Origin of the sequence: Siminovitchia sp. FSL W7-1587, assembly GCF_037963795.1 — a bacterium.
Classification (GTDB): Bacteria; Bacillota; Bacilli; order Bacillales; family Bacillaceae_C; genus Siminovitchia; species Siminovitchia thermophila.
Genome location: NZ_CP150169.1, coordinates 3,582,865 through 3,604,949, shown reverse-complemented (window position 1 = coordinate 3,604,949; position 22,085 = coordinate 3,582,865). Strand labels below are relative to the sequence as shown.

Sequence of the window (22,085 nt, the reverse complement as noted above, 5' to 3'; positions counted from 1 at the left end):
CCACAAATTTTCCCATCAAAAATTCAACTCGGTCCGGAGTGGCAGGATTGGCTCAAAACCGAGTATCCTATCTAGAAGCTTTATCGTTCAATCCTTTTGGCGTCGTCGTTGTTAATGAAATTCAACAACGTCCTTTCAAACGTAACTCAAAGCCGACGCGGATGCCGATGCGGACGCGGATTAGCTCCATATCATTCCATATCACCGCGTTATTCGAGGAACGTCTTTTTCCACTGGAACAGTATGGACTTTATCAATTGCTATTGAACATATATTTCGATAGTTCTTGTTCAGCAGTTCGGGTGTCCGGGTAAAGCACTAACGTCGTTCCTTGATTGTGAATCGCTCCAAACGCCATCAACCGCGACGAAAGTTTCGAGATTAACAAAAAAGAGACTGCATCATGTTTCCCTCACCATCTTATATTCCGCCATACCTTCTTTTTCGTTTTCGGTATTCTTCAAGCGCGCGCAAAAATTCCTTCTCGGAGAAATCCGGCCACAGCACATCGGTAAACCAGAATTCCGTGTACGCCAGCTGCCAGAGAAGAAAATTGCTCAGGCGTTTTTCCCCACCAGTGCGAATAAGCAAGTCGGGGTCTGTCATACCAGCTGTATACAGATATTCTGAAAACCGCTTTTCATCAACGTCAGCCAGTGACAATTTCGCATCGTTTACATCCGCGAACATTTCTTTCATAGCACTCAGCATCTCGCTCCTGCTTCCATAGTTGAGCGCAATATTCAACTGAAGACCGTCATTATGCCGCGTACGTTCAATTGCATACTGTAAGGCCTCCCATGTATGGGCCGGAAGATTGGCCCTGTCACCGATTACCTCGATGCGGACATTATTGGCTATAAGGTCTGGCAGATAAATATGCAGAAACTCCTTGGGAAGTCTCAATATAAAGTCTATCTCTGGCTTTGGACGTTTCCAATTTTCCGTGGAAAACGTATAAAGTGTCAGAACCTTCACTTTGCACTTGACTGCTGCTTTGACAATTTTTACGACGGCAGATACCCCTTCTTTATGGCCAGCAACCCTGGGCATGCCCCGCTTATGCGCCCAGCGTCCGTTTCCGTCCATAATGATGGATATATGTTCGGGTATATTATCTTCTGGATAGTGGAAGAGTTCTTTCGATTGCTTATTTTTTAAAAAAGGAATTTTCATTGACATTGTCTGTCCCCCGCGATATTGTTAAAATCTTTCCAATTACCCTCTGGACACAGTTCAAGACTGCAGACAGAGGCGGACACAGCACCTTTTCAGATGTAATTCAGAAGCCTTTATATATTTAAAAAGCTATTTTCCTTCTATTTTTATATGTTATTTAATATGCTGATATGATCGTTTCTCACCTTCTGAACATTAACCTGTTTGCATCTACTCTCGTGACATTTTCCCTCCCTTAGCCTGCTTTAACGTCGCTACTGCAACATCCTAATAAAACTCATGAACCCACGTGAACAAGAGGTTTGATTTGGATATTCCCAAGCTCCAAAGAGGATGCGAGCTCTTCTGCTATGCATATATTAAAGCAAGTGCAAGTAGCATAAAAAGACGATAATAACGACTAATAACCACGGGCAGACGCCACTGCCCCACATATTGGTGGGTAAAAAGTTCAAATACAGCGCAGCTGCAAGGGGACAACTGCCACAAAGAGATATCTGCAAGCCTCACCACATCTGGCATAAATAACTACTACACTTGTGACATGAATACGTTGTAAAAAGGACTCCTGTAAGTAGGACCAAAAGCCTATATATGTCTGGAAAAATTTAAGAGAAGGCGGAACAACTCCATTGTTCAAGCTCAATGCTTTTTCGGAGATTATTGTTCGTTCATGAGTAGCAGTTTTTTTATACATTTGATTCATATGAAAAGATAAATCAACATTCAACAGGAGTAAGAATCAATTAAGTGTTTTCATCACTTCTGTATTCTAAAATATCCCCGGGCTGACAGTCCAAGGCCTTGCAAATTGCCTCTAAAGTTGAAAGTCTAATGGCTTTTGCCTTTCCATTTTTCAATATAGAAAGGTTAGCCATTGTGATTCCAACCTTTTCCGAAAGTTCTGTTACGCTCATTTTCCTTTTAGCCAGCATCACGTCAATATTGATTATAATCGCCATTGCTTTCACCTCAGACTGTTAAGTCATTTTCTGATTTTATATGAATCGCTTCTTCTAAAAGTCTTTGAAGAACAGCAGCAAAGACTGCGATTACCATTGAAGCAAAGATAAGGATCATTCCGATTATGATGAGACCTGGTGCATCATCCATCTCTGCTACGAGATAAACAAATGGCGTCATTACGACATACAAGCCACTGATCACCATTGCAGAGAATTTGATATTTTTCAGACGTTTAACAGATAATTCAGAGAAAGATTGGTGATTGTCAATATAGCCTAAAAGCTTAAAAGCCTGAAACAATGCCACGAAAAATGGAATCACCGATACATACAAACCAATCCCAATTGGATAAAGTAGATGGGCATAATCTGGATTTACCGGATTTTTAACTAACCAAGTCAATCCATATATACAAAAAGCAAGAGCAGGCATTCCCATAAAAATAACAGCCGTCTTTAGAAAGAGTGTTGATCCCCGCTTCATAAAAAGCACCTCACTTCATTATTTTTAAATTGATTATAAGATACTGTTTATCGAATTTCAATAAAAATTTTCTTTTTATTAATACATAATTATCGATTCATCAATTTTTATTGAAAAGCAAAAAGCACTCTTCATTATAAGGAAATGCTATAATTTCAACTCTCTGTTGTGTTTAAGCGACAGTTATAAGTGGTTGTTCCACAATCTGCTTCTATAATAAAAAGGGCACAAATTCAGATTGTTGGAAACCACCATACAAGTGTTATGAAAAATGGTTGGAATATTGAATTCACTCATAGCAAAGCATCCTTTTGGGGAATTTTTGGCGGCAGTTTTTAAAGAATGCTTTGCTCCCGAAGTTTTTCCTTTGTCCAGCCGCCGCACCAAACAAATCAATAGCTCCCCCCACCTCGATTTCTGAGGGTCTTTGAGCATTAAAAAAATAGCAATTTAAAAGGTTGATTATTTTTCTTGTAACTTCAATATTGCTAAACAGACAACGCCAAAATTGATAATAAAGTGATTGCATGATTAACTTCAATTTTCCCTAAATACTTAAAACCAATGTACTTACACCCATCGCTAGTGCAACAGCAATGAATATAAATCTCATTAAATTTGTCCTCATTGACATCCTCCCCCTTCCAATATATTACATTGGGTAAAGACTTCAAACTATGACCATGATTTGTGCGGTATGTATTAAATCTGCGTATCAGGGCTTTCTGTCTATTGGGGATATTTCTGGATTAATCCTAACGCAAAAATGTAGAATGCCCGCCGAGATTCATTTCATTCCTCCGCGGCTAAAGAAATGAGAACTGTATTGCGTTCTTCTTTTAACAAAAAGAGTGTGTAACCTCACTTTATGTAACAAGCCGGAAGCAAAAGCGGCCTCCATCCTTGGTATATAGGACGAAGGCCGCTTTTGATTTTCCCTTCCTACTTGCGGATTAAAAAACCGGCGAATAAACATTTATGAATGTGTTGTCAGCATAAGTTCATATATTTTGCGTGTTGTGTTAACATTTCTGACGGTCATTTTCTTGTATAAATTTGTGCCCACCAGTTTTGTCGTCCCGCTTTTGGTCACATTTTTTCTGTCAATGGACCATAAAACAGCCCCAGGCACATATTGAACTGTATCAATCTCCGGTTTAATGACTAACTTGCCGAGTACTGATTCATCATCCACATCATCCCATAAAAACATCACATCACTTTTCATGTGTTGATCGTTTTTCCATGATTCAGGGAGGGAATCCATGATCATTGAAAAATCATCAAGGCTACGGACCAACACCTTAATGGATAATCCAAAATCTTCCTGTATCACTTCTTCCAACATGTGAGAGATTTCTGCTTTTGAAAGGCTATCGTTTGTAAAAATGATATTGCCCGTATTGATATATGTCACAACAGCTTTCATGCCCACCCGTTCAAATGATTGTTTCAGCACTTTCATATTAACTTTATTTTTTCCTCCCACATTAATCCCTCGAAGAAGTGCAACATGGATCATAGACGATTCCCCCAATGTTTTTGTTACAGTTATTATACAACACGAAACTCGGATAAAAAACGCACTTTCTATCCCCCGCATTTGTCATGAAGTTGGGATCTCTCCGTTATTTAGGAAACATGCCCATTTCAACCATTTTCTCTTTGGCCCAATTAAAGTTTCCTCCAAAACAATACATTTCTTTTGAATGAATCCAATAAATCTTGTCGAACAGCTTGTTGAGAAAATAACGATCATGAGAAACCGCTAAAATGGTGCCGTCATAATCTTCAAGTGCTTCTTCCAATACTTCTCGGGATTCAATATCAAGATGGTTCGTTGGTTCGTCTAAGATGAGCAAATTCGTGTCTTGGTGCATCAGTTGAGCCAGACGAAGCCTCATTCTTTCTCCTCCACTCAGTTGTGAAACTTTGCGGAAAACCATATGTCCATAAAATAAAAATCTCGCCAAAATATGCCTCGCTTCCCCCTCCGTCATCCTCACCTCATTGCGAAATGCTTCTAAGACGGTCTCACCTTTCACTTCCGAAAAAATATGTTGAGACAAATAGCCAATCTTTACATTACTGCCTATTCTCACTTCTCCTTCATCGGGGGCGAATTGTTGAAGAATCATTTTGATCAACGTTGATTTTCCTGTGCCATTTTCTCCAATAATCGCCGCTCGCTGTTGATAAGCCACATGCATGTTGACATCCTTAAATAGGAGCTTTTCTCCAAACCTCTTTGAGACGCCTTTGAGCCGTATGACATCTTTTCCACTTCGATCTCCTGCCGCCATTTCCAGTTTCATTTTCTTGCGTTGCAATACAGGCCTATTCAACTTTTCCATTCTTTCCAATGCCCTTTCCATATTTCTTGCTCGTTTATGAAGCCCTTCATTGGGAGGATTGGCCCTGTTTGCCCAATCGCGCAAGCGTTTGATCGCTTCTTGCATTTTCTTTATTTTCTTTTGTTGTTCTTCATAGGCACGGAATTCTCTTAGTAAACGTTCTTCTTTTTCTTTCACAAAGCCTGAATAATTTGTATGGTACTGCTCAACTTTCCCATCTTCCAAATCCAGCATTTTATCTACGACATCATCCAAAAAATAACGGTCATGGGAAATGACAACAACTGTCCCGTTGTAAACTTGCAAAAAGTGTCCCAACCATTCCACCGTTGCCAAGTCCAAATGATTTGTCGGTTCATCAAGCAATAAAAAGTCAGGATTCTTGAGAAGAATAAAAGCCAAGCTTACCTTTGTCTTTTCTCCGCCGCTGAGGGCCGAGTATCGCTTATCCAATAAGTCGGAAATATTTAAGCCATTGACGATTCTTTCTATTTTGGCATCTATTTCATATCCGCCCCTTACGGTGAATTGATCTTGCACATGGCCATACTGGTCTATTAACTTCCCCATTGTTGCTTCGTTTGTTTCACGACTCATTTTCTCTTCAAGTTTCCTCAGCTTTTCTTCCATTTGTAAAAGTTCCGTGAAAGCGGTTTTTAATATTTCCCTAGCGGGCAATTGGTTGTGATAGTCCGGAATTTGTGCAAGATAACCGATGGAAATGCCTTTTTTCCAATGAATGAGACCCGAATCAGGCGTTTCGTTGCCAGCCAACAACTTCAATAACGTAGTTTTGCCGCTTCCATTTCGTCCGACCAACCCCACTCGGTCCCTTTCTTGAATGTCAAATGATATATTGTCAAATAAAAGATTTCCTCCATACATTTTAGAAAGTTTATTTACGCTGCAAATCACCATGTATACTTCCTCCTTTAGTACATAAACACAAAAAAGCCATGGGAAACACACTTTCCCCATGGCTTTTGACGCATAATGAATGGCACAAAAAAAAGAGCATGAAAGCTCCTCTTCAACCGTTCTTATATATCGTGGGTATAGAGATGTTTTCACCGTTTTAGATTTGCTATTAAGTTGTTAAAAAAGGGCATACGTGTCCCGTTAACAACTGCAACAGCAAATTTTGCACGGTTAAACAATAAGAATTCCGTCCAAAATCCGTGCACTAAAACAGCTTGATTCAACATCTCTCCCCACCTCCGTTTCATGATTCATTGATTTCATTTTATCGGGTCCTCCTTCTTTTTTCAAGTAAGGAGACATATCTTTTACAATATATCCCGCCACCCGGGCATGCCCAACCCTCCTTTCAAATCATTTGCGTTCACGAAAAAAGAAGCGAGGAATGCCAGTGTTCCGACGAGGGATATAGTGATCAATGTCCACACCGGAACCCGGGATAGCCCAGCTTTCATTTCCTTGTCCAAATTCCAGCACATTCTTGTCGATGTAGCTTCCCGCCAAAATGTCCGAAGTCAAAATAAGGGCAATACGGAAACTGCAAAAAATAAACGGCACTCGCCTGGTCGAATACAAGTAAAACTACCGGCGACATCCTTGCAAAAAAGCATTTCAGTTGAATTCACCATCACGCTTCTTTAGTATTTTTACTAAAGAAAAGTCCATTTGCCACGAGTGATCAACCATAAGAAAGAAGGGATTCATATGAGAAAAGTGCAGTTAGGGAAATCAGGCCTATTTGTCAATCCGATTGCCTTGGGAACAAACTATGTAGGCGGCCACAACTTATATGGTGATGTAGATGAAGAAGCCGGAAAACAACTTGTACGGACAGCGATTGAAAATGGTATCAATATGCTGGATACTGCCTACATATATGGGTTGGGCCGCTCGGAAGAATTGATTGGAGAGGTCATGAAAGAAAACTTCAATCGAACGGACGTGGTCATCGCGACGAAAGTGGCGCATAAGCAGGTTGATGATGAAATGGTATATGACAACTCCCCCGGATTTTTGCGTAAAGAGGTGGAAAAAAGCTTAAAACGACTGCAGACTGATTATATTGATCTGCTTTATATTCATTTTCCCGATAAAGACACGCCAAAAGATGAAGCGGTCGGCGCATTAAAGCAAATGAAAGATGAAGGAAAAATCCGCAGCATCGGACTGTCAAATTTTTCTCTGGAGCAGTTAAAAGAAGCGAATAAAGATGGCTATGTCGATGTTTATCAGGGGAATTACAATCTGTTAAGCCGGGAAGCAGAACAGGATATTTTCCCGTATGTGATTGAGCAGAATCTTTCCTTTATCCCGTATTTTCCGCTTGCGGCCGGACTGCTGGCTGGCAAATATACGAAAGAATCAACATTCGATGATTTGCGGGCTGACATGCCTCATTTCCAAGGGGAAGCCTTTGTTCAAAATCTGGAGAAAGTGGAGCGGCTTCGCACAATAGCGGATGAAAAAGGAGTCGAAACGGCAAACGTCGCGCTTGCCTGGTACTTAACGAGGGAAGCCATTGATGTCGTCATTCCGGGTGCGAAGCGAAAAGAACAAGTCCTAAGCAATTTAAAAACATTGCAAGTTACATTAACAAATGAAGAAATACAGGAAATTGATCGTATTTTTCAATAAGAAATATGGACAGAAGCAGGCGGAGAAATTTCTCAGCCTGCTTTTTATCGCCCTTCAGATTAACATGTCACATCGTCCCAGCAATAAGTTGGTGAAAACTTGCCTTCTGACATAGAACTCGTTATGACAGCCAGCTTGTGCTTACGCAGTCTGCATGTTCATCATGACGTTCTGTCAGTTCCTTGTCTTCCTCCATGTACATGAGAACGAGTTTTTCCATCCCTTCCCTATAAGCTTCTATTCATATATTCATGCTGAAGGATCCCCATGTGAATAATATCGTGCCATGACCCTTCCCTGAACAAACACTCACGACTGGTGCCCTCAGGTTGAAATCCCATCTTTTTGTATAATTTTATGGCTTTTTCATTAAATGAAAAAACCTTTAGAGATACCCGGTGCAGATTCATTTCCAGAAATGCGTAGTCAAGCAAAAGCTTCAACCCTTCTGAACCATAACCCTTTCCCCAATAATCTTTTTCTCCAATATCTATAATGCATTCAGCGTTTCTATTCTTATAATCAATGTTGATTAACGAGGTAATGCCAATGGGTGAATTCAATTCTTTTTCAATGATCATATAACTTTTTGCTGATGAGGAGCCCAAAATGATTTGCTCCACAAATTGTCTCGTTGCTTCCAACGGATATACATCTAAAAAAGGATTCGTTGTACGCATGACCTCTATATCATTTCTCCATGCATGATAAAGTTCTATATCCTCTGTTGTCATTTGTCTTAACCTTAATCTTTCTGATTCAAACAGCATTCTCCGTCACTCCCCGCAAGTTTTCAATTTCGGATCAACATTTTTTCCAAAGAAAAAAGCTAGACTGATAATTGATCCTTTACATTTGTTTTGTCGGTCCCCAACTGAAACATGTCCAGCCTTTCCATGAATAATATCACATTCGTCCTGGAAAATATGACCCATTATCAAACGTTAAAATTTCATATCATTACATCTTTTTAGAAAAAGCCCCTGAAGCTTTAGATTTGCGGCCCGCTCCCGATTCTAAGGCTTTTCCTTTCCTCATATTTCATCCCTCTCAGGACATATTACCAGTAGGAGGTGGAAACATTGGACAAGAAACAGAAAGGACAAAAGAACGTGAATGCTGAATTAGATGGCATGGGCCTTTACGGAACGACATCTAATAAGAATATTGGCGGTTATGAAACTTCCGGCGACATTGAAAACGCCGGCAAGCCGGAGAAAGGTTTTCAAAAGCCTGACGAGGAAGAAATGCAGGCATCCATTCAAGAAGATGATCGGGAACAATCTTATTAAAGGAGGCAGAACGCGCGAAATGGTTCAAAAAGGAAAAAAGCAGTATCGAGTAACAACAGGCGATTATGAAAATAAAACAGGCGGACTACATTTTGGTTATGAATATAGCTCCGGAAATAGACTGAGCAGAAACAAAAACAATGAGCAAAAAGCACCAAAGGAAAAAAGTGGCGACAAACCAATTTAAATGGTAAAAGACGTATGCCATCGCCAATATTCCAATCCCTCCATATATTAATACAGGAGGTGTTGTGATTGCGAAGAGCCATGAGAAGAAGCCGGGGTCTTTGTCTTTTTCCAGGGTACAATTGGTGCGGCCCCGGCTGCAGCGGCCCTGGAGCTCCCGTAAATGATGTGGATGCTTGTTGCATGAGACACGACTACTGTCTGCAAAACAATATTCATCCCTGTATATGCGATCATGAGTTTATGCATTGTTTAAAACCAAAAATCGAACCGTACACACAAAAAGGCCGGGCCAGTGCGCTTATGTACAACTTTATGAGATTAAAAACCGCGTTCTTTTGCGGCTAAAATAATCGGATTGAATTCGGGAATATTTTTCATGAAAAAACCCGGCAAGCCAGAAGGCTGCCGAGTTTCACTTTTAATATTGAATTAAATGGTATTTTTTCTTCCCGCGACGGATGATCGTGAATTTTCCGCCGAGCCTGTCTTTTTCCCCAAGCTCATACCCGGTGTCGGTGATTCGGTCCCCATTAACGGAAATCGCTCCATTTTGAATATCTTCCCTCGCCTGCCTCTTAGACGGCGAAATTTTGGCGGCTACGAGCAAATCCACGAGTCCATTTGTTTCTTCAGCTTGATGCTCATATGAAGGAACATCTTTAAAGCCTTGTTCAATTTCTTCTATAGATAGCTCTTTTATATTACCGCTAAAGAGAGCTTCGGTAATCCGGATCGCCTGCTGAAGCGCTTCTTCCCCATGAATCAAACGTGTCATTTCTTCAGCAAGCGCCTTTTGTGCTTTGCGAAGATGCGGCTCTTCTTTCAGTGATTTTTCAAGCGCTTCAATTTCTTCCCGCTCAAGGAACGTAAAATACTTTAAGTATTGAACCGTATCTGCATCGGCCGTGTTAATCCAAAATTGATAAAATTCGTAAGGAGTCGTCTTTTCAGGATCAAGCCAAATGGCGCCTCCCTCCGTTTTCCCAAACTTTGTTCCGTCCGCTTTCGTAACGAGCGGAATCGTTAAACCGTAGGCTTTGGCATCCTCTCCCGCCATTTTGCGGATAAATTCAAGTCCTGTCGTAATGTTCCCCCACTGATCGCTACCGCCAATTTGCATTTTACAGCCGTATTCTTTATAGAGGTGCAGAAAATCGATCGCCTGCAGAAGCGTATAGGTGAATTCCGTAAAGGAAATGCCCGTTTCCAGACGAGTAGCAACAGTTTCTTTCGCAAGCATATAATTCACGCCGATATGCTTGCCAAAATCACGCAAAAATGTCGCTAAGTCCATTGAACCGAGCCACTCATAGTTGTTTGTCATACGAGCACGGTTTTCACCCGTAAAGTCAAAAATCCGCCTCAATTGGGCCTTAATGCCTTGAACATTTTTTTCAACCTGTTCCAGCGTTTGTAACTGCCTTTCTTCTTTTTTACCGCTCGGATCACCAATCTGTCCCGTAAATCCTCCGACCAAAACGATCGGACGATGCCCGTGTTTTTGAAAGCGGCGCATTGTCAGAAACGGCAATAAATGTCCAATATGCATGCTGTCTGCCGTGGGATCGACTCCACAGTATAAAGAAATTTTTTCCTTCTCCAAAATTTCTTTTATGCCTTCTTCATCCGTTTGTTGATAAATAATGCCGCGCCACTTTAAGTCATCTAATAATTGCTTCAACATATTTCCCTGCCTTCTGTTTAAAAATAGAAAACGCCCCTTCGTTGTCTACGAAGGGACGATTTATTCACCGCGTTACCACCCAACTTGGGAAATCAAATTTCCCCGCTCATCGATATAACGGTTCTTACCGTTTGCCGCTACTATGAAAGTTCACGGCAAAAGCTCCTGGAAGTATTTCATCGTACTGTTTGTACCGGTTTTCACCAACCACCGGTTCTCTTCATAACAGGGACAGTCGACTACTTGATCCATTCTTAGCTCAATATATATCGTTGTATAGAAAATATTGTAGCTACAATGCACCGCCATGTCAAATTGTCACGAAAAAACGCCTTCCATATGCTATAATTAGTTGTGATTTCAGGAGGTATTTGTATGAAGAGTTTTTTGAAGGCACGATGGGAGCGACTTAAACAGCGTGCTTTTACCATTGAGAAAAAAGAATGGATGAAAGGTTTCCGGATTACATATGGCGTGGCGTGGAACTTGACCTTTCTATTGACGATATTTCTCGTACTGGGAGGCATCTTTGCAGGCGGAGTTGGCGCCGGCTATTTTGCATCACTTGTAAAAGATGAAAAAGTCCGGCCCGCTTCCAATATGAAACAGGAGATTTTCCATTATGAAGAAACATCCAAGCTTTATTTTGCCGACAATATTTATTTGGGGAAACTCCAGTCTGACATTGACAGAGAAGAAGTCAGCATTGAAGAAGTTTCGGATCATTTGAAAAAAGCCGTCATCGCGACAGAGGATGAGTATTTTTACGAGCATAAAGGGGTCGTTCCCAAAGCTTTAATGAGGGCTGTTTTTCAGGAGTTAACCAACTCTTCTGTCCAAACAGGCGGCAGTACTTTGACACAACAGCTCATTAAAAACCAAATTTTAACGAACGAAGTTTCTTTTGACCGAAAAGCAAAAGAAATCCTGCTTGCCCTAAGGCTTGAAAAGTTTCTTGAAAAAGATGAAATTTTAGAAGCTTATTTGAATGTTTCTACATTTGGCAGAAATTCATCTGGACAAAATATTGGCGGGGTTCAGGCCGCGGCAAGAGGAATATTCGGGGTGGATGCGAAAGAGCTGAACTTGCCGCAAGCAGCTTTTATTGCCGGCTTGCCGCAAAGCCCGTTCAGATATACGCCATTTGCCAACGGCGGCGGATTAAAAGAGGAATCGCTTCTTGAACCCGGCTTAAACAGGATGAAAACCGTCTTGGCCCGGATGCGCGCAGAAGAGTTTATTACCCAAAAAGAATATGAAGAAGCGATTCATTATAATATTGTAGGCGATTTTATCAAGCCACAGCCGCGGGCTTATGAGCAATATCCATATCTGACCGAAGAAATTGAAAGACGCGGCATTACCATATTGATGGAAATCCTTGCCAAGAAAGATGGTTACAGTGAAAAGGACTTGCAAAAGGACAAGGGCCTTTACAACAAGTATGAGACTTTGGCACGTCGGGACATCCGGCACAACGGCTATCATATCCATACGACAATTCATAAACAAATATATGACACTCATCAAAAAGTAAAAGATGAATACAACAATTACGGTTATACGAAAGTTAGGCAGGAGAGAAATCCGGAAACGGGAAAATTGGAGGAAATCAAAGAACCTGTCCAAGTGGGAGCCATTTTAATTGAAAATAAAACCGGTAAAATATTAAGCTTTGTCGGCGGCCGCGACCATAAACTGGAAGCAACGAACCATGCCACCAAGGCAAAGCGGCAAAATGGTTCAACGATGAAACCACTACTCGTCTACGCGCCTGCTATGGAAATGGGGCTCAGCGCTCCTGGCGCGGTTGTGGCAGATATTCCACTCTCAACAGGCGGTAAAGTTTTTAGAAACTATTCAGGCAGGTATTATGGACTTGTTTCATCCCGAAAAGCGCTTGCCCATTCGTACAACGCCTCCGCCGTTTATACGTACTTAAAAACGGTCAACAACAACCCGGCCGCTTATTTGGAAAAAATGGGATTTACGACACTGACGAAAGCGGATCATACCAACATAGCCGCTGCACTCGGCGGGGTTGAAGACGGGGTTACAGTGGAAGAAAACACGAATGCTTTCACGACATTCGCCAATGGCGGTAAATTCATCGATGCCTATATGATTGAAAAAATTACGGATCATGACGGCAATATTATTTATGAACATAAAGCCAAGCCTGTCGATGTATTTAGCCCACAAACATCTTATTTAATGATTGACATGATGCGAGATGTGCTTAGATACGGAACGGCTTCTGCTGTCCCCGGAATGCTAAAATTTTCAGCGGATTGGGCTGGAAAAACGGGAACAACGAATGGACCGAATGATGCATGGTTCGTTGCTTCCAATCCAAATGTCACACTTGGCGCCTGGATTGGATATGGGAAGCCGGCCCCACTTTCAACTGATGGAAGTGAAGGAAGACGCAATCTCAACATATGGGCAAGATTAATGAATGGCGCCTATGACGCGGCTCCCGACCTGGTCAAACCAAAAGAAAGGTTCAAGATGCCAGGTGGAATTGTACGGCGTTCGTATTGCGGCATTTCCGGAATGCTTCCATCAAAAGCCTGTTCAGCAGCAGGCTTGGTACAGTCTGATCTGTTTAACGCGAAATTTGTGCCGACGAAGGTCGATAATAGTTTAGGAAACGGGCGGTACGTCATGATCAAAGGAAAAAAATACATGGCTCTGCCTTCCACACCACAAGAATTTACAAAACCAGGCGGTATGCTCAGTCCAGAATTCGTGAAACAAATCTCACTTGGACGAGCGATCAATCCGGCTTATTTGATTCCGGACAATGATCCAAGGTGGAAAAACTTACTGGCTGCCGGAGCGATCATGCGGGACGATGGAAAGGCACCGGCAAGTGTTTCAACCACCATGTCTAACGGATTGCTCACTTGGAATGAATCTCCCAGCCATGATGTCGTTGGTTATCGGGTCTATTCCGGGTCAGGCAAAAGAGTCGCGTCTATCGCATCCGGTTCTTCTCTATCCTACCGGGCGGGCGGCGGTTCGTATTATGTAGTGGCCGTCGATATTGCCGGCCGTGAATCGGCACCGTCCAACAAAATGGAAACCAAGCAAGTAAACAAACCGGCAAAAACAGAGGATACTCAAAAGAAACAAACCGAAGTTGATAAAAACAAAGATAAAGATAACAACAAGGAACAACAAGCACCAACACCACCGGCTCCAAATACACCGCCGCCTAAAAAAGAGGAACCAAAAGAGGAGCCAAAAGACCAACAGAAAGATGACGGGAAAAAGGAAGAACCAAAAGAGCCTAACCAAGGTGGAAACGACGGGAACGGGAACGAAAATGGCGGCAATCCGGTTCCAGATAAAAAAGAGGAACCGAATCAATAAAATATTCCAAAAGAAACCTGCTCCCAGGGCGGAGCAGGTTCGCTTTTGAGCTGATGTTCCCTCATGACAAGAATTGACTTGAATGTGAAAGATAAATGCAGGGCAGTCGGTTTGGCCGAAAAAGAGCACAACAAACAGATTCAAGCGATTGAGAGAATATATGTGAAATTTACGATATCCTACATCTTTTTACAAAAGAAGGACCATGAAAAATAAAGAAATTCTTTACTCATGAAGTTCTTTGAGGGGCTTTATTTTTTCCCTTAACAAATGACCATCATCAATTATTGTAATATAATGAATATACCGCATATAAAAAAGGGATTAAGGAGTATGAAAATTCATTTCAACAAAGATGAGTATTCACTCTCTATTCATGTTTTGTTTATGAGTCATACTAAACAGATTCCTCATAGCATTGGAAAACCCTGATTTTGTTGCATTTCATGAAAGCAATGTAGCTATAGAATGGATAAAGGTAAATGGGTTTTTTATGAATATTGTGTTATTTACTCCTCTTGTTTTATCAATATCATTTTTCTTAGCTTTTTTATATTCAAATGATCAATCAAATGAGTGAGTAACATTTTAAAAGAGGCTATTTAAAAAACTGATAGTTTCTGGCATTCAACAAGCAATCGTGTTTCAAATCACACAAGCACATTGAAATGTTGGTGAAGTCGTTTTCGTTGTTACTTTTTTAAAGCGAAGTTATTCCGAACGAGCAGAAGTGACAGCGCTCGTGAAAAAGCACCTGAATTTCAGGAAAAAATTTAATGAAATAGGTAAATAAGTCGTGGATGACAAGATCAGACGAAGGAATTTAAGCAAAAAGCCGCATTGAATGAATCAATGAAAAAATGGCCGCAGAACCATTTCAAGATTCTTGAATGTCCCAACGATTTGATGTATTCTCTGCTTTTGACTAGGTTGGATTTAATTGAACGCTACATGGCAGGGAAACTTCAGGCGATTGATCAGCATTTTGTTTGTACATGGCCCCCTTCATTGGATTTTCGCTCCTACCCTTTGACTTTCGTTCCTACCCAAAAATAGAAAACCTTGTAAACTTCAGTAGACCCAGATCATGAATTAATTCAAGGTCTATCAGCGCTAGCAATAAAGATGAAACGGCTTAAGCCCTCAAAAAATCAGGGTTCAAGCCGCTTCCACTGTCTACTTGACAGAAACATTTCACTTTTGGGACAGCTTTTTTATGGTTAGTCCTCCATCGTCGACAAGTCGCCTGCCGGCAGTCCGAGTTCCCATGATTTCAAGACACGGCGCATGATTTTGCCGCTGCGCGTTTTTGGAAGCTTGTCCCGGAACTCGATTTCACGAGGTGCGGCATGAGCAGCCAGCCCCGTTTTGACGAATTGGCGGATATCCTCTTTCAATTCCTCACTTGGTTCGTAATCTTCCATCAGTGCAACAAATGCTTTAATGATTTCCCCGCGGACAGGATCCGGCTTCCCGATGACACCCGCTTCTGCCACGGCAGGGTGTTCAAGCAGTTTGCTCTCTACTTCAAACGGACCTACCCGCTCGCCGGATGTCATAATGACATCGTCGATTCGGCCTTGGAACCAAACATATCCTTCTTCATCCATAAAGGCGGAATCTCCCGATACATACCATCCTCCTGGAAGGAAGTAAGAATCATATTTTTGTGGATTTTTCCATATCTCCCGCATCATCGCCGGCCAGCCTTTTTTAATGGCGAGATTGCCCATCCGGTTTGGTGGCAATATATTCCCCCGATCATCCACAATGGCGACTTCCACCCCAGGGATCGCTTTCCCCATCGATCCAGGCTTTATCTCCATACAAGGATAATTGGCAACCACAATGGCGCCTGTTTCCGTCATCCACCATGTATCATGAATACGTTTGCCAAACACTTTCATTCCCCAACGAATCACTTCCGGATTTAGCGGTTCGCCGACGCTCAAAATATGCCGAAGTGAAGATAGGTCATATTTTTCAACAAGTTCATCACCTGCACCCATCAACATCCGAAATGCCGTTGGAGCGCTATACCAAACCGTCACACCGTAGTCCTCAATCGCTTGGTACCAATTTTCCGGCTTAAAACGACCGCCTGTAATCACATTCGAAGTTCCCGTAAGCCAAGGACCGAAAATTCCGTAGGAAGTGCCCGTTACCCAGCCGGGATCGGCCGTGCACCAGTAAATATCGTCTTCCTGCAAATCCAACACCCAACGGGCAGTTTGATAATGTTGAATCATGGCATTATGAACGTGCAAAACACCTTTTGGCCTTCCCGTTGACCCGGACGTATAATGCAAAATCAGGCCGTCTTCGCGATCGACCCACTCTATCTCCAAATGCTTGTCCGCTTCTTTCATTTTCTTGTTAAAATTAATAAACGGCCCGGTTTCCTCAATGTTTTCTCCTACTAGAAAAATGGCTTTCAATGCAGGAAGTTCATCTACCGGAACCCTATGAACCAAGTCAGGCGTTGTCACAAGCACTTTTGCCTCACTGTCTTCAAGCCTGTCTTTGACCGCTCCTTCCATAAAAGCCTCAAACAGGGGGCCTACAATCGCGCCGAGCTTAATGGCTCCCAAAATAGAAAAATATAATTCAGGCGAACGCGGCATAAAAATAAAAACACGGTCTCCTTTATTGACACCGCCGTATGTTTTTAAAACATTTCCCGCTTTATTAGAAAGCTCTTTCATTTCTTCGAACGTATATGTTTCCTTTCTTGACTCGTCCCGGTAATAAAGGGCGACTTTATTTTTCCGAAAGGTTTCTGCATGACGGTCAATTGCTTCATAGGCCATATTAACTTGGCCGGTTTCAGCCCAAGAAAAGTGCTTTTCAGCTTCTTGCCAATCAAATGTTTGCCTTGTTTTATCATAATCTTGCAAATTGTAAACACCTTGGGCAGCAGGAATGCGTTGTGTTCCCATGAAGTAATCCCCCCTGTTAAGAATTATTCATTCATTATAATATAAAAGCCAAACATTCACAATTAGTTCAAATTTCTTCCAAATCATGTATAAAATTTGCTGTTTACAAATGTAAGCGTTGCACCATTCGTGTATAATGAAAAAAGAAATAGACAGACCGGAAATATCTGACCTATAAGGAGGTGCTTGAATGGAGCATAAAAAAAGATACAATGCTCTGGAATTGAAAACCCGTAAAGGGAATGTCCTGATCGAAGGACCTATTAGCAGCGAATCCCTCCAAGACATGGAGTTTCATAAAGATCTCATTTCTTTCCGCCCTCCCCAGAAACAGCAAGAAGCACTTGTTGAGATTGCCGCATTGCCCGAAGGACGCATCATTGTTGCCCGTGTCAACAATACAGTGGTCGGTTACGTCACATTCGTATATCCCGATCCGCTTGAGCGCTGGTCAGAGGGAAAAATGGATAATTTAATAGAGCTTGGAGCAATTGAAGTAATACCTGAATATCGTGGAGAAGGAATTGGGAAAGGCTTATTGAAAGTTTCCATGATGGATGACGCGATGGAAGATTATATTATCATTACAACGGAATATTATTGGCACTGGGATTTAAAAGGAACTGGCCTAAATGTGTGGGAATATCGAAAAGTGATGGAGAAAATGATGCAGGCCGGAGGCCTGGAATGGTATGCGACCGACGATCCGGAGATTTGTTCACACCCTGCCAACTGTCTCATGGCACGAATCGGAAAAAGGGTTGACCAGCGTTCAATAGAGCAGTTTGATCGTCTGCGATTTACGAACCGTTTAATGTATTAGCGTTAGTAATGAAAAGGAGTGGAGATGGATGATTGTCGAGCAAATCATGACGAAAAATGTATTGGTTCTTACGCCGGAAGACAATGTCAAGTCAGCCCTGTCCCTCATGCGTGAAAATAACATACGCCACCTTCCGCTAGTGAATAACGATGGAGAAATTGTCGGCCTTGTCACGGAACGTGATATTAAAAGCACCCTGCCTTCTTTTTTAAAAGGAGAAGCATTAAAGGAACACCTCGCCGCTTCTTTGTCCACCATCATGACGGAAAATGTGATTACAGGCCATCCTCTCGATTTTGTGGAAGAAGTGGCCGTCCTTTTCTACGATTATAAAATTGGCTGTCTGCCGATCATTCATGACCGGAAACTGGTCGGCATTATTACGAGCACTGATCTCCTGCACACGATGGTTGAATTAACCGGCGCCAATAAACCAGGGTCGCAACTGGAAATTCGGGTGAAAAATAAAACCGGAGTGCTATATGATGCGGCTGGAGTATTTCGCAAACATCGCGTCAATTTGCATAGTGTACTCGTTTATCCGGACCCAGATGACGATCAATATCAGATCCTCGTTTTCCGAATTGCCACGATCAATCCCATCCGGATGATTGAAGCTTTGAAAGAAGAAGGATTTGACGTACTATGGCCCAATCTGCCGGGGATATCATCATGAAAAAAGATTCAGTATTTATTTATTCGGATGAACTTTTAAAATATCGCTTTTCTGAACATCACCCGTTTAATCAGTTTCGGCTCACTCTAACAAACGATTTGCTAAAAAAAATGGGGGCACTTGCAGACGACGCTATCATTCCCCCCAGGAAAGCAACGGAGGAAGAGCTTCAGCTTAATCATGATCCGGCATTTATCCATGCAGTAAAGCAGGCAAGCAGTGGATATTTGCCGCCAAGCAGAGCGGAGAGTTTTGGGCTTGGAACCGAAGATACGCCCATCTTTGAAGGCATGCATGAAGCCAGCTCTTATATTGTCGGCGGAACGCTGACAGCTGTTGATTATGTGATGCAAGGAAAAGCGAACCACGCTTTGCATTTGGGCGGGGGGCTCCACCACGGATTTAAGGGAAAAGCTTCCGGATTTTGCATTTATAATGATAGTGCCGTAGCGATCAAATATATCCAAAAGAAATATGGCGCACGGGTTTTGTATATAGATACCGATGCCCACCACGGAGACGGCGTACAATGGTCCTTTTATGATGATGAAACGGTATGCACATTTTCCATTCACGAAACAGGAAGGTACTTGTTTCCCGGTACCGGCAGCACAAATGAATGGGGCCAGGGAAAAGGATATGGCTATTCTTTCAATATCCCACTGGATGCGTTTACAGAAGATGAATCTTTTATTTGGGCCTATTCTACGGCTTTGCGCGAGATTGTCGAATATTTCAAACCAGATGTTATTTTTTCCCAAAACGGTGCGGATGCCCACTATTTTGACCCACTGACACATTTGTCTGTCACCATGAATACATATCGGGAAATTCCGAAGCTGGAACATGCGCTTGCCCATGAGTATTGTGAGGGCAGGTGGATTTCCGTTGGCGGGGGCGGCTATGATATTTGGCGAGTCGTCCCTCGCGCTTGGTCCCTTATTTGGCTGGAAATGACAGGAAAACATGCTTCCGGTCCGCTACCCAAACAATGGCTGGATCGCTGGAAAAAGCTTGCTCCTTTTGAGCTGCCGAAAAATTGGGAAGATGAGCCAAATTTGTACAAGCCTATTCCGCGCAAGGAAGAAATTACACAAAAGAATGCACAAACAGTCGAGCGGGCCCTATATTTCCTACGCCAACAGTTGGAGAGGGAAAGAAAAAAAGGAGATGTCCAATAAGGTGAATTTTCAACCTTGGACATCTCTCTTGATTGGCATTCGAAGCATAACGGTTTATTCTTTCGTAGACCCTCTTGTTTCCAGACGGTGTGGAAGAACAACAACGTTATCCTGTACTTTTTCTTTGTTCATATATTTTGTTAGCAGCCTCATGGAAACAGCCCCAATATCATAGAGCGGCTGCACGATTGTTGTCAATTGCGGGCGCACCATCAATGTGAGCTTTGTATTATCAGAAGTGATTACTTCCAGGTCATTTGGTATCGATAAGCCGTCATCTTGGGCACCGTGCAGGACACCAAGGGCCATTTCATCATCACCCGATACAACCGCTGTTGGTCTCGGGTCAAGTTGCTTCATTTTTTGCCACGCCTCAAGCCCGGTATCATACGTATATTCGCCTTCAATGACGTATTCCTCTTTGAATTCCAATCCTGCTTGTTCCATTGCTTCCTTATAACCCACAAGCTTATGCCCATGATTAATTAAATCACGCATCGGCCCCATCACAAATGCGATGTTTTTATGCCCCTTTTCAATAAAATGCGTTGTCGCATCAAACGTAGCTTGTCTGTAGTCAATATTGACAGAAGGAAGCGAATTGGAAGATTCGATTGAACCCGCAAGCACGATCGGAACAGGAGACCGCTTTAACTCCTGGACAAATTCATCTGTAATATTTTGGCTCATGACGACAATACCATCTACTTGCTTTCCAAGCATCGTATTTAGCAAATGCAATTCTTTGTTTACATTTTGGTCTGAATTGCTCAAAATAATATTGTATTTATACATGGTCGCAATGTCTTCAATCCCGCGGGCAAGCTCTGCGTAAAAAATATTTGCGACATCTGGTATAATTACCCCAACCGTTGTTGTCTTTTTACTCGCAAGTCCACGCGCTACCGCATTTGGCCGGTATTCCAATCTATCGATTACTTCCAGTACTTTTTTCCTCGTGGCGGGCTTCACATTTGGATTTCCGTTGACCACCCTTGATACGGTCGCCATTGAAACATTTGCTTCCCTTGCCACATCATATATTGTTACATTCATCTTCTTCACTCTCCTGTTCAAAGCTTGCCACACGATGTATTTTCATTTATCCCGCATGTAAGGTTCCGTAATACTCCCACTTCAAGAACTGAGTTGATACAAAAGGTCTAAGTGGGAGAAAACGGCACCTAAATGCCCGATTGGTTCAACTAACATTCAGTAGGAGATGGAAGAAAACTACTACTGAATGAAGTTTCACCTTTATTATATACATTTTTCACTTCTTTCATAATCATACGCCAAAAAGCCATCCTGTTGCAAACCTTTTCACCTCTCGTCAATAAATTTTCATAACTTTTCTTTCACAAACGGAATTTGACAAAAAAGTTCGACTGTTGTCCATTTTGGGAGCACTGTTTTGCTTTGCGAAAAGCGACTTTTACCTCTCTGATGTACGATCGTTTCAAGTAGAAGACAGCGAGGCAGAACATCCCTGTTATTTGTAATGTCGGCAACACAAATCCATGAGAAATCGTAAAGTTGATATGTAACAACGTGAGTACAATCACTTCCTCATCAGATTATTGCCAACCCCTCCATCCATTTCGTGACACTGTTGCGTATTCCAATCAATTCCGAGTGGATTTGCTATTCATCATCCTTTTGAAGGTTTCCCCCAGTAACGTTCGGTTAATATGTTGACTTTATCAAAAACTGATCGAAAATTCAATCTTATTTTATGGATCAGCACCGAACAATCATTATTGTAACGCAGTCGTTATTCCGTGAGAGTCCTTCCCCTTTGATCGATCCGTACTATTATTAGCTTAAAAATGGTAACCATTCATGTTTCGCAATTTATGGCCATTCACTATGTTCCTAAACGAAATTCCTCTATCAAAGCATTGCTGCTTTTATCCAGGACATCATTGTAGCTATACCCTTTGAGCAGGAAAAAGTAACAGCGTTTTTTATTCAATTGATTATCTTGTCCATAGCATTAGGTTTTCAATGGCGTTTTTTTCACTTTACAAGTATAATTCGATAAACAACGCCATCTTGTATAAAATTAAAAACTGTTAAAATGGGTGGGACAAACAATCGAAAAGGAGAGTTCCATATGGAAAAGGAAAAACCGTCGTTGGAAGAATTACTGTCGCAAGTCACCGAGGAAAATAAACATGAAAAAATTGATTTCGGAATAGTTGGAAAGGAATTAATTTGACAGGAAAAAGATGACCTTTAAAACCGGCTTGAACGAGACGGGAATTGGAAGTTGCTAGATTGACAGAAATTTTTTTCAAACTGGCCACGCGCTGGCGATCGAGAAAC

General features: G+C 41.9%; 19 protein-coding genes and 1 other annotated feature. Of the genes, 9 read left to right on the top strand and 10 right to left on the bottom strand.

Annotated elements, in window-relative coordinates; genetic code table 11:
• Window positions 1-420: 420 nt before the first annotated feature.
• From NST31_RS17045 to NST31_RS17020, 6 genes are all read right to left on the bottom strand, one after another.
• Window positions 421-1,182, bottom strand: coding sequence for an isoprenyl transferase (locus tag NST31_RS17045; protein ID WP_339162163.1), 762 nt, complete (start codon window positions 1,180-1,182; stop codon window positions 421-423).
• Between the two features lie 743 nt (window positions 1,183-1,925).
• Complete coding sequence (locus NST31_RS17040) at window positions 1,926-2,141, bottom strand: helix-turn-helix transcriptional regulator (RefSeq protein ID WP_077110794.1); 216 nt, start codon at window positions 2,139-2,141, stop codon at window positions 1,926-1,928.
• Between the two features lie 10 nt (window positions 2,142-2,151).
• Window positions 2,152-2,628 carry a DUF2975 domain-containing protein gene (locus tag NST31_RS17035; protein WP_077110793.1) on the bottom strand — a complete coding sequence of 159 codons (477 nt, stop codon included), beginning with the start codon at window positions 2,626-2,628 and terminating at the stop codon, window positions 2,152-2,154.
• Between the two features lie 976 nt (window positions 2,629-3,604).
• Window positions 3,605-4,150: a DUF1697 domain-containing protein gene (locus NST31_RS17030; RefSeq protein WP_339162161.1), complete on the bottom strand. Its 546-nt coding sequence runs from the start codon at window positions 4,148-4,150 to the stop codon at window positions 3,605-3,607.
• Between the two features lie 106 nt (window positions 4,151-4,256).
• On the bottom strand, window positions 4,257-5,960 hold the full coding sequence (gene abc-f, locus NST31_RS17025; RefSeq protein WP_339162159.1) for an ABC-F type ribosomal protection protein: 1,704 nt from the start codon (window positions 5,958-5,960) through the stop codon (window positions 4,257-4,259).
• An 89-nt stretch (window positions 5,961-6,049) separates the two neighbouring features.
• Window positions 6,050-6,166 carry an RAxF-45 family protein gene (locus NST31_RS17020; protein ID WP_321189662.1) on the bottom strand — a complete coding sequence of 39 codons (117 nt, stop codon included), beginning with the start codon at window positions 6,164-6,166 and terminating at the stop codon, window positions 6,050-6,052.
• 499 nt (window positions 6,167-6,665) lie between these two features.
• On the opposite strand from NST31_RS17020, the gene NST31_RS17015 reads away from it, so the two are divergent.
• On the top strand, window positions 6,666-7,595 hold the full coding sequence (locus NST31_RS17015; RefSeq protein WP_339162157.1) for an aldo/keto reductase: 930 nt from the start codon (window positions 6,666-6,668) through the stop codon (window positions 7,593-7,595).
• 227 nt (window positions 7,596-7,822) lie between these two features.
• Here NST31_RS17015 and NST31_RS17010 read toward each other — a convergent pair whose 3' ends face one another.
• Complete coding sequence (locus NST31_RS17010; RefSeq protein ID WP_077110783.1) at window positions 7,823-8,365, bottom strand: GNAT family protein; 543 nt, start codon at window positions 8,363-8,365, stop codon at window positions 7,823-7,825.
• Between the two features lie 312 nt (window positions 8,366-8,677).
• On the opposite strand from NST31_RS17010, the gene NST31_RS17005 reads away from it, so the two are divergent.
• From NST31_RS17005 to NST31_RS16995, 3 genes are all read left to right on the top strand, one after another.
• Window positions 8,678-8,887, top strand: coding sequence for a hypothetical protein (locus tag NST31_RS17005; protein ID WP_339162153.1), 210 nt, complete (start codon window positions 8,678-8,680; stop codon window positions 8,885-8,887).
• Between the two features lie 19 nt (window positions 8,888-8,906).
• Complete coding sequence (locus tag NST31_RS17000; RefSeq protein WP_339162151.1) at window positions 8,907-9,074, top strand: hypothetical protein; 168 nt, start codon at window positions 8,907-8,909, stop codon at window positions 9,072-9,074.
• A gap of 80 nt (window positions 9,075-9,154) precedes the next feature.
• Window positions 9,155-9,421, top strand: coding sequence for a phospholipase (locus NST31_RS16995; RefSeq protein WP_339165593.1), 267 nt, complete (start codon window positions 9,155-9,157; stop codon window positions 9,419-9,421).
• Between the two features lie 73 nt (window positions 9,422-9,494).
• On the opposite strand, the gene tyrS is transcribed toward NST31_RS16995, so the two are convergent.
• Complete coding sequence (gene tyrS / locus NST31_RS16990; RefSeq protein WP_339162149.1) at window positions 9,495-10,760, bottom strand: tyrosine--tRNA ligase; 1,266 nt, start codon at window positions 10,758-10,760, stop codon at window positions 9,495-9,497.
• A gap of 48 nt (window positions 10,761-10,808) precedes the next feature.
• Window positions 10,809-11,025: a binding site (T-box leader), on the bottom strand.
• Between the two features lie 110 nt (window positions 11,026-11,135).
• Here tyrS and NST31_RS16985 point away from each other — a divergent pair.
• Window positions 11,136-14,138: a transglycosylase domain-containing protein gene (locus NST31_RS16985; RefSeq protein WP_339162146.1), complete on the top strand. Its 3,003-nt coding sequence runs from the start codon at window positions 11,136-11,138 to the stop codon at window positions 14,136-14,138.
• Window positions 14,139-14,201: 63 nt separating this feature from the next.
• Window positions 14,202-14,354: a hypothetical protein gene (locus NST31_RS16980; RefSeq protein WP_171973854.1), complete on the top strand. Its 153-nt coding sequence runs from the start codon at window positions 14,202-14,204 to the stop codon at window positions 14,352-14,354.
• Window positions 14,355-15,358: 1,004 nt separating this feature from the next.
• Here NST31_RS16980 and acsA read toward each other — a convergent pair.
• Window positions 15,359-17,077: an acetate--CoA ligase gene (acsA, locus tag NST31_RS16975; protein WP_077110775.1), complete on the bottom strand. Its 1,719-nt coding sequence runs from the start codon at window positions 17,075-17,077 to the stop codon at window positions 15,359-15,361.
• A gap of 190 nt (window positions 17,078-17,267) precedes the next feature.
• Between acsA and NST31_RS16970 the strand changes: the two genes are divergently transcribed.
• Genes NST31_RS16970 through NST31_RS16960 form a run of 3 tightly spaced genes read left to right on the top strand, consistent with a single transcriptional unit; the run spans window position 17,268 to window position 19,757 of the window.
• Complete coding sequence (locus NST31_RS16970; RefSeq protein WP_077110773.1) at window positions 17,268-17,900, top strand: GNAT family N-acetyltransferase; 633 nt, start codon at window positions 17,268-17,270, stop codon at window positions 17,898-17,900.
• Window positions 17,901-17,928: 28 nt separating this feature from the next.
• The gene (locus tag NST31_RS16965) at window positions 17,929-18,576 is read left to right on the top strand and encodes an acetoin utilization AcuB family protein (RefSeq protein WP_205179290.1); all 648 of its coding nucleotides are present in this window, start codon (window positions 17,929-17,931) and stop codon (window positions 18,574-18,576) included.
• Complete coding sequence (locus tag NST31_RS16960; protein WP_339162142.1) at window positions 18,573-19,757, top strand: acetoin utilization protein AcuC; 1,185 nt, start codon at window positions 18,573-18,575, stop codon at window positions 19,755-19,757. The genes NST31_RS16965 and NST31_RS16960 overlap by 4 nt, the downstream gene beginning before the upstream one ends.
• A gap of 54 nt (window positions 19,758-19,811) precedes the next feature.
• On the opposite strand, the gene ccpA is transcribed toward NST31_RS16960, so the two are convergent.
• Window positions 19,812-20,813: a catabolite control protein A gene (ccpA, locus tag NST31_RS16955; protein WP_077110770.1), complete on the bottom strand. Its 1,002-nt coding sequence runs from the start codon at window positions 20,811-20,813 to the stop codon at window positions 19,812-19,814.
• Window positions 20,814-22,085 lie beyond the last annotated feature (1,272 nt).